Genomic DNA, 14,021 nt, shown 5'->3' on the forward strand with positions numbered 1-14,021 from the left:
CCGCTCCCCCGTACCACTGGGGACAGCGGGATCCAGCGGTTCGACGAGGGATGGCCATGGGCAGGGCGCACGTCTCCAGAGACCAGGAGGTCGCCGGCCGGTACCGGCTGGTCGAGATCACGCATCGTGAGACCAATCGCGTCAGCTGGTACGCCGACGACCTCCAGTCGGGCCGCCCGTGCCTGGTCACCCTGACCGAGCTGCCGCAGGACACCGGTGAGGCCGCCCACCGCGCCCCCTCCCGTGTCCTGAGGGCGACCGAGAGCATGGCCCGGCTGTGCCCCGGCCGGATCGCCACGGTCGTCGACGCCGTCGACGAGGGCCGCTCCCTGTGGACCGTCACCGCCTGGATCGACGGCACTCCGCTCGACGAAGTCCTCGCCGAGCAGGGCACGTTCACGTGTGTAAGGGCCGCGCGCATCGCGCTGGAACTGCTGGACGTGCTGGACGCCGCTCACGCCGGGGCCGTCACGCACGGGGAGCTCAGCCCCGGCCAGGTGTTCCTGCGCGAAGGCGGCCCGGTCGTCGTCACCGGGTACGGGCTGGCCGGCGCCACCTCGGCGCCCCGGCTCACGGCACCGTCGTTCGCCTCTCCGGAGCAGGCCCGCGACCAGCGGATCGGTCCCGCCGCGGACCTGTGGGCGCTGGGCGCGATCCTCTACACGATGCTCGAGGGGCGCCCGCCGTTCCGGGACCGCGGACGGCCGGAGGCCACACTGAGGGGAGTGGACCGGCTGCCGCTGCGCACCCCTGTGCGGTCCGGCCCGCTCACCCGGGTTGTGCAGGGACTGCTGCGCAAGGACGTGCGGGAGCGGCTGACCCGGCAGGTGGTCCGTGAGGCGCTCACCCGTGTGCTCCGCGACGACCCCGGTCCCGGCGCGGCGACGGAGCCCGGCCCCCGGCCGCGCGGGGCGTACACCGCCACGCTGCGCCGTGCGGGCCGGGAGTGGAGCAGGAGGACCATGGTGCTCGGCACCACCCTGGCCGTCGTCACCGTCGCGCTCGCCGTTCTCGCCACGACGCAGGGGCTGCCCGGCACCGGAGCCGGGCCCGCCGCGGACGCGCCGCCGGCCTCGGCTTCCGCGCCGGCCGGTTCCGGCGCGCCCGGCGGCGGGGGCGGCCCCGGTGACCGGGACACGGCCCCGCCGTCCGCCGCGACCTCACCGGCGGCCACGCCCACCCCGTCCCCGTCGGGCACGGGGGGCCTGCCGCCCGGCTTCCGGACCTACCGGGCGCCGGAGGGTTTCTCCGTCGCGCTGCCGGAGGGCTGGGAGCGGCTGGGCACCTCGGGCACCCCCGGTCTGGCCTATCGCGTCGTCTTCGGTGCCGACGGGGATCCGCGCACGCTCGCCGTGACCTACAGCGAGCGGGTGGGGTCGAACGCCGTGGCCGTGTGGCGGGACGACGTGGAACCGCGACTGCTGCGGTCCGGTGACTACGAGCGGATCGGCGGCATCGAGGCGAGGACCTACCAAGGGCGTGAGGCCGCCGACATGGAGTGGTACGCCGACGACGACGGCGCCCGGGTGCGCACCTTCGGCCGGGGCTTCCTCCTGGGCGGCGGCCGGGGCTTCTCGCTGCGCTGGACGACCCCGGCCGCCGACTGGGAGGAACCCTCCGGCCGGGAGGCGTTACGAACGTTCCTGCGGACGTTCCGGCCGGGCCCGCACTGAGCCGCGGGGGGCGCGCGTCCCGCTCAGGAGCCTGTCGTGCAGCGGACGGGTGAGCCAGCGGGCGGTGAAGGTCCGGTCCGCGAGGAAACACGTGACCCGAAGACGGTGCGGCGTCTCGAGGAACACCACGTCCACGGTGAGAGTGCCGCCCTCGGACCAGCCGCCGCTCACGGCCGTCGGGGCGGGTTCCTCGGTGACGGTCCAGCCCTGCCCGCCGAAGCGTGCGTCGAACGGCTCGCCGTCCTCCGTGAGGCGCAGCGTCCAGCCGTCGGCGTCCGCCACGGCCTCGGCCGCGGTCAGCTTCGGCTGTCCGGGACAGATCCCGCCGTCCGGGGCGAACACGGCACCCGACCAGTCACCGGCCCGTTCCGGCGGCAGCGGGCTCCCCCCGGCCGGGGGGAGCGCGAGCCGGGCGAGGCGCTCGCGCAGTGCGGTGTCCGCGGTCTCCCGGCCGGTCAGCGGCGCCGGCCGGAAGGCGGGCAGGAGGTGCCGCCAGACCAGGTCGAGGTACTCCTGCATCCGGTCGGTCGCCGTCGTCGTGGCGATCACGACGTCGTGTTCGGGCAGGACGAGGCAGAACTGCCCGTACGCGCCGTCGCCCCGGAACCCGTGCCGGGCCATCCAGAACTGGTGTCCGTAGCCGCGGTCCCAGTCCTTCCGGTCCTCCTCCGCCATGGCGCCGGCGGTCGGTATGTGCGGGTGCGAGGCGCGGGCGACCCATCCCTCGGGCAGGAGCCGCTCGCCCTGCCAGACCCCGTCGTTCAGATACAGCAGGCCGAGCCGTGCGACGGCGTCGGTCGCGGCGTGCAGTCCGCTGAACCCGATCTCGCGCCCGGTCCGGTCCCGCTGCCAGACCGTCTCACCGACGCCCAGCGGATCGAACAGCCGGGGCCTCAGGTAGTCGGTGAGCGATTGTCCGGTGACCCGCTGCACGATCGCGCCGAGGGTGTAGGTGCACGGCTGGTTGTACGCGAAGACGGTGCCCGGATCGCGCTCGGGCGGCTGGAGCAGGAAGCCGCGCACCGGTTCGGCGGGGTCGGCGGCGAACGCCGCGTCGATGGTCTCGTTCTCGTGGCCGCTGGCCATGGACGCCACGTGCCGGACCAGGATCGCCCTGCTGCGCGGGTCGGTGATGTCGGCATCGAACTCCGGGAAGTACGACAGCACGGGGGCGTCGAAATCGATCAGCCCCTCGCCCTCGGCGAGTGCGGCGGCGGTCGCCGTGAAGCTCTTGCTGAGCGAGTACAGCAGATGCGGGCGCCACGCGGTGTACGGCGCCCACCAGCCTTCGGCCACGAGCCGGCCGTGGCGCAGGATCATCAGGCTGTGCGGCTCGATGTCCGGGGCGGCTTCCAGGGCGTCGAGGAAGGCGTGCACGCCGGACGCGTCGACGCCCTCGGCGGCAGGGAGGGATGTGGGAAGGGGGCGGACACTCATGGGGCCATCCTGCCCGGCGTCGTGCGGGTGATCCATCGTTTTCCCGGCCGTCGCCCCGGGGACCCGGGACAGCATGGTGCACATCGGATACACAATGATGACCGAGCAGGCCGGACCACGTGAGCTGGTCGGCCATGTGGTGCGGGCCGAGGAGGTGGGCTTCGACTTCTCGGTGACCTCGGACCACTACTTCCCCTGGCTGGCTTCGCAGGGGCACTCGCCGTACGCCTGGAGCGTGCTGGGCGCGGCCGCGCAGGCCACTTCGCGCATTCCGCTCATGACGTACGTGACGTGTCCGACGTTCCGCTATCACCCGGCGGTGGTGGCGCAGAAGGCGGCGACGGTGCAGTTGCTGTCCGAGGGTCGGTTCCGGCTCGGGCTGGGTTCCGGGGAGAACCTCAACGAGCATGTGGTGGGTGGCGGCTGGCCCTCGGTGGACGTACGGCACGAGATGCTCGAGGAGGCGGTAACCATCATCCGTGCCCTGTTCGAGGGCGGCCATGTGAACCACCGGGGGACCCACTTCGACGTCGAGTCGGCCACGTTGTGGGACCTGCCGGACCGGCCGCCGCCGATCGGCGTCGCGGTGTCCGGGAAGCAGTCCTGCGCGCTCGCGGGCCGGCTCGCCGACCTGGTGATCGCCACGGAGCCCGAGGCGGAGCTGCTCGACGCCTTCGACCGGCACGGCGGACAGGGCAAACCACGGGTGGGGCAGCTACCGGTGTGCTACGACCCCGACCGGGAGGCGGCCGTCGGACGCGCCCACGACCAGTTCCGCTGGTTCGGCAATGGCTGGAAGGTCAACTCGGAGCTGCCGCACCCGGATTCTTTCGCCCTGGCGACCCAGTTCGTCCGTCCGGACGATGTCGCCGGGTCCATCCCGTGCGGCAGTGACCCGGCGGACTTCGTCGAGGCCGTCCGGCCCTACGCCGAGGCCGGTTTCACCGAGATCGCCCTGGTGCAGATCGGCGGCGAGTCGCAGCCCGCGTTCCTGGACTGGTCGCAGAAGACACTGCTGCCGGCGCTGCATGAGGCCTTCGGCTGACGCCGGCGGCCCGGTGCGCGGTGATTCACCCGCCCGGCTGAGCATCTCACGGGGATGCGGGGTACTAGAGGGCTCTACGCCGGTACGTTCCGAAAGGCCCTCTCGTGAACTCGTTCGTGCACAAGACCCTGGTGGTGGAGCTCCAGGCGGGCGTCACGGACCGCTTTCCCGTGCTCGCCCACCTGAGCTACGACCCGTCCGACCCGTTCGCCGTCACCCTCGTCTTCAGTCACGACGGCCGGGTCCTCGCCCGCTGGCAGCTCGACCGCGAGATGGTCACCGACGGCCTCACCCGCCCGGTCGGGATCGGCGACGTGCGGCTGTGTCCGCAGTCCCGCGGCGTGGGCCGGGAGCTGCGGATGGAGTTCCTCGGCGAGGCGCACGCCGACGGCGGCCGGCACCACGCGGTGGTGTTCGCCTGGGCCGAGGGCATCGGGGAGTTTCTGCACGAGACCCGCCGGATGGTGGCGCCGGGGTGCGAGGAGGTGCGTGTGGACGACTTCCTCGCGGATGTCCTCGCGGGGAGCTGAGCACCGTCGGACGTGCGGGAGCGGACCGGGGAACGCGGGGATCCGGGCCCCCGCCCTCCCCGCCGTCACCGCGTCGTGTGGCGGTACCGGGTCCACATCGGCAGACCGAACCAGCACAGCAGGTACCAGAGCACGACCCCGGCCACGAGATACGGAACGAAGTCGTCATTGGTCGCCACGCGCAGGATGAGCAGCAGTGAGGCGCTGGTGGTGGCGAGCAGCAGAAGAAGGCCGAGCAGGGTGAGCCGGGACGCCCACCGCACCGCATGCGGTTTGATGAGCCGTCCGGACACGAGCCGGTGCAGCGACACCGGCCCGATGAGCGCGCCGGTGGCACAGGCACCCAGCACCACCGTGACGATGTAGATCGTCTGGTCGGTGTCGGACAGTTCGGCGTACTTCGGGGTGAACACGACGGTGAGCAGGAAGCCGAACAGGATCTGCACGCCCATCTGCGCGACACGGACCTCCTGGATGAGCTCCGTCCACATCCGGTCCGCTCTCTCCTCCTCGGTCTCGTTGCGTCCTCGGCGCCTGGTCTCGCCCCGGTCCGTGTCCGGCACGGTGCCTCCCTTCGTCGGGTCTCCTTGTCCGCATTCCCCGAAAGCCGCCGTCCTCCCAGGCCGGTTGCCGGTTTGACGGCGCGGGGCACGGTTACACGGTCGGCGATGACACCGAGCCAGGAGGTCGTGGGACGTATGGCGGACACCCAGCTCACCGTGACGCTCAGCGGCGGGGACGTCGACGACGCCCGAGCGGTCGTCCGGGTCCTCGAGGGCACGTTCGGGGCGGCGGACCAGCGGCCCTCCGAGGAGCGCGCGACGGTCCGCGTGGCGACCTTCACCGGGGAGGGGCAGGGGGCGGCCGGGAACGAGGACGCGGAGCCGCTGTCGGCGCCGGTGACCGTCACCGTGCAGGGCACTCCCGAGGCGGTGCGGCGGGCGGGCGACACCCTCACGCGGTCCTTCACGGCACGCGACGAGGGCGCCGCCTCCGGCGACCAGGAGCAGGAGAGGCAACTGCTCCTGGAGCCGTGAACCCCGCTGCTACCAGCGGGCCTCGACCTGGTCCTTGATGCGCCGGTCATAGAGGTCCCGGACGGCCGTGAGTGTCGCGTCGGACAGCTCCGGCAGCCGGGCCGCGTCCGCGTTGGCACGGGCCTGCTCGGGCGAGCGGGCACCGGGGATGACGGTCGTGACGCCGGGCTGCTGGACGATCCAGCGCAGGGCCAGCTGGGCCGGGGTGTATCCCTCGGGGGCGAGTCCGGCGAACTCGGCGGCAGCTTCGACACCGGTGACGTAGTCGACGCCGGAGAAGGTCTCGCCCTGGTCGAAGGCCTCGCCGTGCCGGTTGAAGGAGCGGTGGTCGTTCTCTGCGAAGACGGTGTCCCGGGTGTACTTGCCGGACAGCAGCCCGGAGGCGAGCGGGACCCGGGCGATGATGCCGACGCCCGCCTGCCGGGCGGCCGGGAGCACCTCGCGCAACGGCTTCATGCGGAACGGGTTGAGAATGATCTGCACGCTCGCCACGTTCGGCCGGGCGATCGCGGTCAGCGCCTCCGCGCAGGTCTCCACGCTGACGCCGTAGGCGGCGATGCGCTCCTCCTCCACCAGGGTGTCGAGGGCGTCGAAGACCTCGTCGGTGGAGTAGACGGGGGTGGGCGGGCAGTGCAGCTGCACCAGGTCGACCCGGTCGACCCCGAGGTTGCGCCGCGAACGGTCGTTCCAGGCGCGGAAGTTGTCCAGAACGTAGTTCTGGGGGATCTGGTCGGCCCGGCGGCCCATCTTGGTGGCGACCAGTACGTGCAGATCGGGCCGCCCGCTGAGGAACGACGCGATGGTCTGCTCGCTGCGTCCGTCGCCGTAGACATCGGCGGTGTCGAAGAAGGTGACCCCCGATTCCGCGGCGGTCTCCAGAACCGTGAGGGCTTCCTTGTCGTCGACGTCGCCCCAGTCCGCCCCGAGTTGCCAGGTGCCGAGACCGATCACCGATGCGTGCTGACCCGACCTGTCGAATGTGCGCTCGTCCATGGGGGTCAGTCTGTCATCCGTGCCGCCGGGGCGGCGGGCGGCTCCGGCGCCGTCGGCTGCCCGCTCAGGCGCTCTGGACCGTCCGGCACTCGGGGTGGCCCCATCCCTTGTCGTTCTTGGCGATCGGCTCACCGGCCGCGTACGGCCGTCCGCACGGGCAGCGGCCCGGGAACTTCGCCTTGATCGTACGGGCCGGCGAGCCGCCGGCGCGCTGCCGGGGCGTCTTCTTCCCGCCGGAGCCGCGCTTCGCCGCACCGCCCGCCGGACGGTCCGGGGCGGCCGGCGGTTCGGGCGAGCCCAGTTCGCTGCCGGCGTTCTCCTGCGCGATGGCCGCCTGGCTGGCCGCGCGGTCGGCGAAGTCGTTGAGCCGGTCGCCGTCGGCCTGGTGGGCGGGGACGTAACGGAACTCCACCGAGCGGTTCTGCAGCAGGCCGTCGATGCGGACGACGAGTTCCTGGTTGGCGACCGGTTTGCCGGCCGCCGTGCGCCAGCCGTTGCGCTTCCACCCGGGCAGCCAGGTGGTGACGGCCTTCATGGCGTACTGCGAGTCCATCCGGGCCTCGAGCGGCACGGCGGGGTCGGTCGCCGCCAGCAGCCTCTCCAGCGCGGTGAGTTCGGCGATGTTGTTGGTGGCCGTACCCAGTGCCCCCGCCGCCCAGCGGACCGGCGTCCCGGATTCGTCGGCGACCACCCAGGCCCAGCCGGCCGGCCCGGGGTTTCCCTTCGAAGCCCCGTCGCACGCGGCCACAACACGTTCACCCATGCGCCCGATCATGCCATGACCGGGCGGGCGGCCCGCCCTCGTTCAGTCCACGTCGGTGATCGTCGGCATCTCGCCCGTGACGGCCGTGGTGTCGATCACCGAGAGGTTCGCGCCCTGCGGGTCGCTGATCGTCGCGAACCGTCCGAACGGCGTGTCCATCGGCCCGAACCGCAGCACGCCGCCGTGCCCGGTCGCCCGGGCCACCGCCTCGTCGCAGTCGGCGACGGTGAAGTAGACGTTGATGTGGGGCGGCACCTCGGGCGGGAAGTCGTCCGCCATCCTCATCCGGCCGAGCACGCTGCGTTCGCCCAGACCGTAGATCCGGAAGTCCGTCCCGTCCTCGAGCCGCTTCGAGCGGTAGGAGAAGACGGCGGGGAAGAACACGTCGGACTTCTCCGGCGCGCGGGTGAAGACCTCGGCCCAGCAGTACGCGCCCGGTTCGGACATCGCCTCGAAGCCCTCATGGGCGCCGGCCTGCCAGAGGCCGAAGACGACCCCGCCGGGATCACGGGCCAGGCACAAGGTGGCGAAGTCACCCACCCGCATCGGCTCCATCAGCAGTTCACCACCGTTGTCGCGGATGCGGGCGGCGGTCGCGGCCGCGTCCCGGGCCGCGAAGTAGAGACACCACTGGGAGCTTCCCTCCTGGCCGGGCACGGGCGGTACGACGGCTGCCACCGCGTGGCCGCCGGCGTAGGCCTGGGTGTAGTCGCCGAACTCCGACGACATCTCACCGAAGGTCCAGCCGAGCACGTCACCGTAGAAGCTCTTGGCTCCCTCGATGTCGTCGAACACCACGTCGGCCCAGCAGGGGGCCCCTTCGGGCGTTTCGGCCATGACTGCGGCCCTCTTCCGGACGGGTGGTCGGTCCGTCTCCTCACGCTAACCACCGCCGTCCCGGTGCGCACACCGAGCACCGGCCCGGCCGAACTGCGTCTTCCGCCCTGGTCCGGGCTGTGCTTCCCTGGGGAGCCGTTTCGCCGGGCCGAGGTGGGAGCCGTCGTATGCGCAAGCCGTGGATCGTGTCCGCGGTGCTGGCCGCCACGCTGCTCGGCGCGTGCACCGACCCGTCGTCCGGACCGGTGGCCGGGCCGCCACCGGCCGCCTCGCCCGAGCCGTCGGCCACGACGCACCAGCGGCCGCCCGCCGCTTCCGCCCCGGCCGTGGACCCGCCCACGGTGCTGTATCTGGGGGACTCCCTGGCGATGGAGAACCAGAACGTGCTCGGAGGGGAGCTCCGCGGAACGCTGCGCGCCCGCTATACGAGCGCCCCCTACTCGGGTACCACTCTCTGCGACTACCTGGAGGGCTCCGCCGTGCGGTCCCTGGTGCCGGCTCCGGACAAGGCGGCCGCGCTGGTGCGGAAGCTGCGGCCGGACTATGTGGTGCTGCAGTTCTGGGGCAACGCCTGGGGTTATACGCCGTGCATGGACGGAATCACCTACGACGGCTCGAGGGAGCGGTACCTCGAACGGTACGCGGCCGATGCGCGGCGCCTGACGGAACAGATCCGGTCGGCGGGCGGGAGCCGGGGACCGCGGATCGTCTGGGTGCTGCAGGGCCCGGACCCGCTCACTCCGGAACGGGTGCGCCGGGTGAACGCCCTCTACGAGCGGCGGGCCGACGCCTCCGGCGACCTCGTCGCCGACGCGGGGAAGGCGGTGAGCCCGGCGGGGGCCCGGTACACCTGGGCACAGCATCTGCCGTGCGACGTCTACGAGCGGGCCCACCCGGACTACTGCACCGAACCCGGGCGGAACCGCACGGCCCTGCACCGGGACGACGACCCGCTGCACTTCTGTCTGGCGCCCACGACGTCCATGCCCAGGGCGTGCCCGGTCCCCTCCCCCGGCATCCTGCGCATCGCGCGGGAGATCACCCGGGTGATCGGCGCTCACGTCCGCGCCGGCTGAGCGGACGGTGCGAAAGCCGTTCGACACGGGGATGCGGGCACCGCTGGGATGGGCGGCATGTGCGCGCTGAGAATGCGTCCCGGCGAGAGGGACATCGACGCCCCGCTGGTGCGCCGGCTGATCACGGGCCGGTTCCCGCAGTGGGCCGGACTGCCGGTGGAACGGCTGCGGTCCTCCGGGACCGAGAACGCCATGTTCCGGCTCGGTACGGATCTGGTGGTACGGCTGCCCCGGCATCCCGGCGCCGTCGACGGCGTGGCGCACGAGCAGCACTGGCTGCCCCGGCTGGCACCGGGGCTGCCGTTCGCGTCGCCGGAGCCCCTGGGACGCGGCGAGGCCGGGCACGGGTTCCCGTGGCCCTGGTCGGTGTACCGCTGGCTGGAGGGCGCCAATCCGGTCGCCGGAGCGCTGGAGGACCCCGGGTCGCTCGCGGCCGACCTCGCGGCGTACATCACCGCCCTGCGCGCACTCGACACGACGGACGCACCCGCGTGCCCCCGCGGCGTCCCCCTCTCCACCCGGGACGCGCCGACGCGCGAGGCGATCGCGCAGCTGGCGGGACGGGTCGACACGGACGCGGTGACCGGGCTGTGGGAGGAGGCGCTGGCGGTCCCGGAGTACACCGGGGCGCCGGTCTGGGCGCACGGTGATCTGTCGCCGGGGAATGTGCTGGCCCACGGCGGCCGGCTCACCGCGGTGATCGACTTCGGCTCCGTCGGCGTGGGCGATCCGGCGGTGGACCTGATCGCCGCCTGGAACCTCCTGCCCGCCGAGGTGCGGGGCGTCTTCCGCGAGGCAGTGGGTGCCGGAGAGGCCGAGTGGGCACGCGGGCGGGGCTGGGCCCTGTCGGTCTCCCTGATCCAGCTGCCGTACTACTGGGACACCAACCCGGCCCTCGCGGCGAATTCACGCCATGTGATCAGGGAGATCCTGGCCGAACGCGGGTAGCGGCGGGACCGGTACACCACCGCTCCCGCCTCCGGCCGTCACTCACCCGCGTACGCCTTCTCCAGGGCGGCGATGTCGAGCTTGCTCATCGTCATCATGGCCTTCATGGCACGGTCCGCCTTCTGCCGGTCCGGGTCACTGATCATCTCGGTCAGCCGCAACGCGTTGACCTGCCACGAGACGCCGAACCGGTCCTTGAGCCAGCCGCACGGGCCGTGTTCGCCGCCGCCCTCGACCAGCTTCTCCCAGTAGTGGTCGATCTCCGCCTGGTCGGCGCAGTCGAGCTGGAAGGAGATCGCCTCGTTGAACGTGAACTCGGGTCCGCCGTTCAGGGCGACGAACTTCTGGCCGTTGGCCGTGAACTCGACGGTGAGCACGGAGCCCTCGGCGCCGGGCGTGGCCCCGGTGTTGCGGACGACGTCGCCGAGGCTGGAGTTCTTGAAGACCGAGACGTAGAAGTTCGCGGCCTCCTCGGCCTGGCCGTCGTACCAGAGACACGTGGTGAATCCGTCGGTGGTCATGAGTACCTCCTGGGCGTGGAACGCGGTCATCAGTGTCGACCGTCGTGGGCTCCGGAAGTCATCGGTGCGGTGGAGCCTTGGTCCGGATGGCGGCGCCACACGCCGTGCCCGGTGCGGCCCGTCCCGGCTGTCCCGGCCCCGTTCCCCGGTCCGGCTCGGCCGACGGGTGATGTCCCGGCACTTCTCGGGGAACCGAGCCGAGGCAGGCGGGGCCCGCTCTCTGCCCGTGGCGAATCTGCCGCGAGCAGAGACCGCCCCGCTCACCCCGCCGGCCGGTCAAGAGTGGAGGCACGCGGCCGCCCCGGCCGTGTTCGACGAACGACCACCAGGAGCCCCGATGTCTCCACTCACCGCCGGCCCCCGGCCGGCCCCGCTGCCCCGGGCCGAGGAGGGCGACACCCCGCCGACCCGGTACGACGACGATCTCGCCGCCCAGCTGCTCGCGCAACGGATCGTGCTGCTCGGCACCCAGGTCGACGAGGTCTCCGCGAACCGGGTCTGCGCGCAGTTGCTGATCCTGTCCGCCGAGGACCCCCGCACCGACATCAGCCTGTACATCAACAGCCCCGGCGGCTCGGTGCACGCGGGCCTGGCCGTCTACGACACGATGCGGCTGATCCCCAACGACGTGTCCACGCTGGCGATGGGCTTCGCGGCCAGCATGGGCCAGTTCCTGCTGTGCGTCGGCACTCCCGGCAAGCGCTACGCCCTGCCGAACGCGCGCATCATGATGCACCAGCCCTCGGGCGGCATCGGCGGTACCACCGCCGACATCGAGATCCAGGCGGAGAACCTGGAGTTCACCAAGCGGACCATCGAACGGATCACCGCCGAGCACACCGGACAGACCCCCTTGACCATCTCCCGGGACGGCGACCGGGACCGTTGGTTCACCGCCGAGCAGGCCCGGGAGTACGGGATGGTCGACCGGGTGGTGGAGTCGCTCGACGACGTCCGGCCCGCCGCGACACGGCGCAGGATGGGGCTGCAGTGATGGGGACGTACACGATTCCGAACGTCGTCGAGCGCACACCGCAGGGCGAGCGGTCCTACGACGTGTTCAGCAGGCTGCTCTCCGAACGGATCATCTTCCTCGGGACCGAGATCGACGACGGCGTCGCCAATGTCGTCATCGCGCAGCTGCTCCATCTGGAGTCGGCGTCACCGGAGAACGAGATCGCGGTCTACCTCAACTCCCCCGGCGGCTCGTTCACCTCGCTCATGGCGATCTACGACACGATGACGTTCGTACAGGCGCCCGTTTCGACGTTCTGTGTCGGACAGGCGGCGTCCACGGCGGCCGTGCTCCTGGCCGGCGGGGACCCGGGGCGGCGGTTCGTGCTGGAACACGCGCGGGTGCTGCTCGGTCAGCCGGCCTCCGGCGGGGCGCGCGGCACGGCATCCGATCTGTCGCTCCGGGCCAAGGAGATGGTGCGGATCCGTTCCCAGGTGGAGGACGTGCTGTCCCGGCACACGCACCACGACGTCGAGACCCTGCGGGCGGACATGGACCGGGACAAGGTGTTCACCGCCCGGGAGGCCGTGGCGTACGGTCTGGCCGACGAGGTGCTGACCCGGCGCCTGGCGGGGGTCTGAGGCGCCGGGCCGCGCGTCGAGCGGCTCAGGCGACCAGGCACAGTCCGTTGTGCGCGGAGCCGGACGCACCCCGGGGGGCGGCAGTCCGCCGGCCGGTGACCCGGACCAGCTCGCCGTGGGCCCGGGACAGCAGGTCACCGAGGCCGAGACCGAGGGCGTGGGCGGCGGCCGCGAGGACCTCCGAGGATGCCTCCTTGCGGCCCCGCTCCACCTCCGAGAGGTAGGGCATGGAGATCCGGGCCTCGTCGGCGACGTCCTTCAGCGTCCGTTCCTGGGCGAGGCGCTCCGTGCGCAGCACATCGCCGACGAGGTCCCGCCACAGGGGCTCTCTGGGCGCGGGGGCCGGGGCGGGCCGGGCCGGCGCGGGTCGCAGGGGGATGACGCGGGCGTCACGGGTGTGGTTCGGCGCTTGATCGGTCACGTTCACAGCCTAGGAATTCCGGACCGCGGGGGAAGGGAGCGGCGTTCCGCCCTGAGTGAAGACGCTCCGGCTGCCCCGTGCCGGGCCGTCGCGCGGGGCAGGACGCCGTACTCTCGGACGTGGGCATGAGGACCGGTGCGCGCCGCGGTGTCGAGCCGCTCGGAAACTTGGTGTGCATAGGTCCGTACGCACTGGGTACTCGCGAGGCTCAGGCACATGGCAGCCGTGATGTTCGTGGGGAGAGGTAATGAGGACCGCCGTGATCCGGTCGCAGGCGCAGGTAGTCGATGGGCACACCGAGGCCGGGACGGGTGGCGCAGAACCGCCGGCAGTCGATGCCCGGACCGTCGCCCCGCGCGACGCGAGGGAGCTGTCCCGCCAGTTCTTCCGTCGTATGGCGGAGCTGGAGGAGGGCACGCGCGAGTACCAGTACGCGCGCAACACCCTCATCGAGATGAACATGTCCCTCGTGCGCTTCGCGGCCGGGCGGTTCCGCGGCCGGGGCGACGACATGGACGACGTCGTCCAGACCGGCATGATCGGCCTGATCAAGGCGATCGACCGGTTCGAGCTGTCCCGCGAGGTGGAGTTCACCTCCTTCGCGCTGCCGTACATCGTGGGTGAGATCAAACGGTTCTTCCGCGACACCACGTGGGCGGTGCATGTGCCGCGGCGACTGCAGGAACTACGGGTCGAGCTGGCCAAGGCCCGCGAGGAACTCGCCAGCCGGCTGGACCGGGAGCCCACGGTCGCCGAGCTCGCCACACTGATGAACCTGACCGAACGGCAGGTCGTCGAGGGGCAGATCGCCGCGAACGGGTACAACTCCTCATCGCTGGACGCCGCGCTCACCGGTGACGGCCCGGAGAACGGCGAAGCGGTCCTCGCCGACTTCATCGGGGTCGAGGAGGAAGGGCTGCGACTCGTCGAGGACTTCCACGCACTGGCCCCGCTGATGGCCGAGCTCAGCGAGCGCGACCGGGAGATCATCCATCTGCGGTTCGTGGAGGAGGCCACCCAGGCGGAGATCGGCGAGCGCCTCGGTTGCTCGCAGATGCATGTGTCCCGTCTGATCAAGCGGCTCATCACCCGGCTGCGCGAGGGCATGCTGGGCGAACTCGGCTGCGCCTGACGGCGGGGGTGC

16 protein-coding genes are annotated in these 14,021 nt (G+C 72.1%); 9 read left to right on the forward strand and 7 right to left on the reverse strand.

The features are described from left to right. Window positions 1-56 precede the first annotated feature (56 nt). Window positions 57-1,673 (forward strand): serine/threonine-protein kinase, encoded by a 1,617-nt coding sequence (locus ACZ5C2_RS19280; protein ID WP_468792379.1) that lies wholly within the window; start codon window positions 57-59, stop codon window positions 1,671-1,673. On the opposite strand, the gene ACZ5C2_RS19285 is transcribed toward ACZ5C2_RS19280, so the two are convergent. Further along, a complete protein-coding gene (locus ACZ5C2_RS19285; protein WP_468792382.1) occupies window positions 1,632-3,110 on the reverse strand; it encodes a serine hydrolase domain-containing protein in 1,479 nt (492 codons plus the stop codon). The two genes, ACZ5C2_RS19280 and ACZ5C2_RS19285, sit on opposite strands and share 42 nt — an antisense overlap. Window positions 3,111-3,183: 73 nt before the next feature. On the opposite strand from ACZ5C2_RS19285, the gene ACZ5C2_RS19290 reads away from it, so the two are divergent. Continuing rightward, a complete protein-coding gene (locus tag ACZ5C2_RS19290; RefSeq protein WP_468792384.1) occupies window positions 3,184-4,155 on the forward strand; it encodes an LLM class F420-dependent oxidoreductase in 972 nt (323 codons plus the stop codon). A 104-nt stretch (window positions 4,156-4,259) separates the two neighbouring features. After that, window positions 4,260-4,685 carry an SsgA family sporulation/cell division regulator gene (locus ACZ5C2_RS19295; RefSeq protein WP_468792387.1) on the forward strand — a complete coding sequence of 142 codons (426 nt, stop codon included), beginning with the start codon at window positions 4,260-4,262 and terminating at the stop codon, window positions 4,683-4,685. Window positions 4,686-4,750: 65 nt separating this feature from the next. On the opposite strand, the gene ACZ5C2_RS19300 is transcribed toward ACZ5C2_RS19295, so the two are convergent. Next, on the reverse strand, window positions 4,751-5,248 hold the full coding sequence (locus tag ACZ5C2_RS19300; protein ID WP_468792390.1) for a DUF6328 family protein: 498 nt from the start codon (window positions 5,246-5,248) through the stop codon (window positions 4,751-4,753). Between the two features lie 135 nt (window positions 5,249-5,383). Here ACZ5C2_RS19300 and ACZ5C2_RS19305 point away from each other — a divergent pair, with 135 nt between their 5' ends. Then, complete coding sequence (locus ACZ5C2_RS19305; protein ID WP_468792759.1) at window positions 5,384-5,722, forward strand: hypothetical protein; 339 nt, start codon at window positions 5,384-5,386, stop codon at window positions 5,720-5,722. Window positions 5,723-5,731: 9 nt separating this feature from the next. Here the strand turns inward: ACZ5C2_RS19305 and ACZ5C2_RS19310 are convergent, their stop codons facing one another. The 3 genes from ACZ5C2_RS19310 to ACZ5C2_RS19320 form a co-directional block, all read right to left on the reverse strand. Next, on the reverse strand, window positions 5,732-6,715 hold the full coding sequence (locus ACZ5C2_RS19310; RefSeq protein WP_468792392.1) for an aldo/keto reductase: 984 nt from the start codon (window positions 6,713-6,715) through the stop codon (window positions 5,732-5,734). 64 nt (window positions 6,716-6,779) lie between these two features. Further along, complete coding sequence (locus ACZ5C2_RS19315; RefSeq protein WP_468792395.1) at window positions 6,780-7,478, reverse strand: ribonuclease H family protein; 699 nt, start codon at window positions 7,476-7,478, stop codon at window positions 6,780-6,782. 42 nt (window positions 7,479-7,520) lie between these two features. After that, complete coding sequence (locus ACZ5C2_RS19320; protein ID WP_468792398.1) at window positions 7,521-8,315, reverse strand: VOC family protein; 795 nt, start codon at window positions 8,313-8,315, stop codon at window positions 7,521-7,523. Between the two features lie 167 nt (window positions 8,316-8,482). Between ACZ5C2_RS19320 and ACZ5C2_RS19325 the strand changes: the two genes are divergently transcribed. Then, a complete protein-coding gene (locus ACZ5C2_RS19325; protein WP_468792401.1) occupies window positions 8,483-9,391 on the forward strand; it encodes an SGNH/GDSL hydrolase family protein in 909 nt (302 codons plus the stop codon). A 48-nt stretch (window positions 9,392-9,439) separates the two neighbouring features. Further along, a complete protein-coding gene (locus ACZ5C2_RS19330) occupies window positions 9,440-10,339 on the forward strand; it encodes an aminoglycoside phosphotransferase family protein (protein ID WP_468792404.1) in 900 nt (299 codons plus the stop codon). Window positions 10,340-10,377: 38 nt separating this feature from the next. On the opposite strand, the gene ACZ5C2_RS19335 is transcribed toward ACZ5C2_RS19330, so the two are convergent. Further along, window positions 10,378-10,860, reverse strand: coding sequence for a VOC family protein (locus tag ACZ5C2_RS19335; RefSeq protein WP_468792407.1), 483 nt, complete (start codon window positions 10,858-10,860; stop codon window positions 10,378-10,380). Window positions 10,861-11,197: 337 nt separating this feature from the next. Here ACZ5C2_RS19335 and ACZ5C2_RS19340 point away from each other — a divergent pair, with 337 nt between their 5' ends. Together ACZ5C2_RS19340 and ACZ5C2_RS19345 are read left to right on the forward strand one after the other, a co-directional pair. After that, on the forward strand, window positions 11,198-11,854 hold the full coding sequence (locus ACZ5C2_RS19340; protein ID WP_468792409.1) for an ATP-dependent Clp protease proteolytic subunit: 657 nt from the start codon (window positions 11,198-11,200) through the stop codon (window positions 11,852-11,854). Further along, window positions 11,854-12,456: a ClpP family protease gene (locus ACZ5C2_RS19345; RefSeq protein ID WP_468792412.1), complete on the forward strand. Its 603-nt coding sequence runs from the start codon at window positions 11,854-11,856 to the stop codon at window positions 12,454-12,456. The genes ACZ5C2_RS19340 and ACZ5C2_RS19345 overlap by 1 nt, the downstream gene beginning before the upstream one ends. 25 nt (window positions 12,457-12,481) lie before the next feature. Here the strand turns inward: ACZ5C2_RS19345 and ACZ5C2_RS19350 are convergent, their stop codons facing one another. Further along, window positions 12,482-12,877, reverse strand: a complete 396-nt coding sequence (locus tag ACZ5C2_RS19350) for a helix-turn-helix domain-containing protein (RefSeq protein ID WP_468792416.1) — start codon at window positions 12,875-12,877, stop codon at window positions 12,482-12,484. A gap of 247 nt (window positions 12,878-13,124) precedes the next feature. Here ACZ5C2_RS19350 and ACZ5C2_RS19355 point away from each other — a divergent pair, with 247 nt between their 5' ends. Further along, entirely contained in the window at window positions 13,125-14,009 is an 885-nt protein-coding gene (locus ACZ5C2_RS19355) for an RNA polymerase sigma factor SigF (protein WP_468792418.1), read from the forward strand. Window positions 14,010-14,021: the final 12 nt, after the last annotated feature.

Source organism: Streptomyces sp. NPDC031365 (assembly GCF_055569765.1).

What these genes read in the sequence shown, in the direction of transcription:
- ACZ5C2_RS19315 (WP_468792395.1), bottom strand. Translation starts at nt 7,478, where the DNA reads ATGGGTGAACGTGTTGTGGCCGCGTGCGACGGGGCTTCGAAGGGAAAC.
- ACZ5C2_RS19290 (WP_468792384.1), top strand. Translation starts at nt 3,184, where the DNA reads ATGGTGCACATCGGATACACAATGATGACCGAGCAGGCCGGACCACGT.
- ACZ5C2_RS19330 (WP_468792404.1), top strand. Translation starts at nt 9,440, where the DNA reads ATGGGCGGCATGTGCGCGCTGAGAATGCGTCCCGGCGAGAGGGACATC.
- ACZ5C2_RS19340 (WP_468792409.1), top strand. Translation starts at nt 11,198, where the DNA reads ATGTCTCCACTCACCGCCGGCCCCCGGCCGGCCCCGCTGCCCCGGGCC.
- ACZ5C2_RS19345 (WP_468792412.1), top strand. Translation starts at nt 11,854, where the DNA reads ATGGGGACGTACACGATTCCGAACGTCGTCGAGCGCACACCGCAGGGC.
- ACZ5C2_RS19310 (WP_468792392.1), bottom strand. Translation starts at nt 6,715, where the DNA reads ATGGACGAGCGCACATTCGACAGGTCGGGTCAGCACGCATCGGTGATC.
- ACZ5C2_RS19355 (WP_468792418.1), top strand. Translation starts at nt 13,125, where the DNA reads ATGAGGACCGCCGTGATCCGGTCGCAGGCGCAGGTAGTCGATGGGCAC.
- ACZ5C2_RS19325 (WP_468792401.1), top strand. Translation starts at nt 8,483, where the DNA reads ATGCGCAAGCCGTGGATCGTGTCCGCGGTGCTGGCCGCCACGCTGCTC.
- ACZ5C2_RS19285 (WP_468792382.1), bottom strand. Translation starts at nt 3,110, where the DNA reads ATGAGTGTCCGCCCCCTTCCCACATCCCTCCCTGCCGCCGAGGGCGTC.
- ACZ5C2_RS19320 (WP_468792398.1), bottom strand. Translation starts at nt 8,315, where the DNA reads ATGGCCGAAACGCCCGAAGGGGCCCCCTGCTGGGCCGACGTGGTGTTC.
- ACZ5C2_RS19280 (WP_468792379.1), top strand. Translation starts at nt 57, where the DNA reads ATGGGCAGGGCGCACGTCTCCAGAGACCAGGAGGTCGCCGGCCGGTAC.
- ACZ5C2_RS19305 (WP_468792759.1), top strand. Translation starts at nt 5,384, where the DNA reads ATGGCGGACACCCAGCTCACCGTGACGCTCAGCGGCGGGGACGTCGAC.
- ACZ5C2_RS19335 (WP_468792407.1), bottom strand. Translation starts at nt 10,860, where the DNA reads ATGACCACCGACGGATTCACCACGTGTCTCTGGTACGACGGCCAGGCC.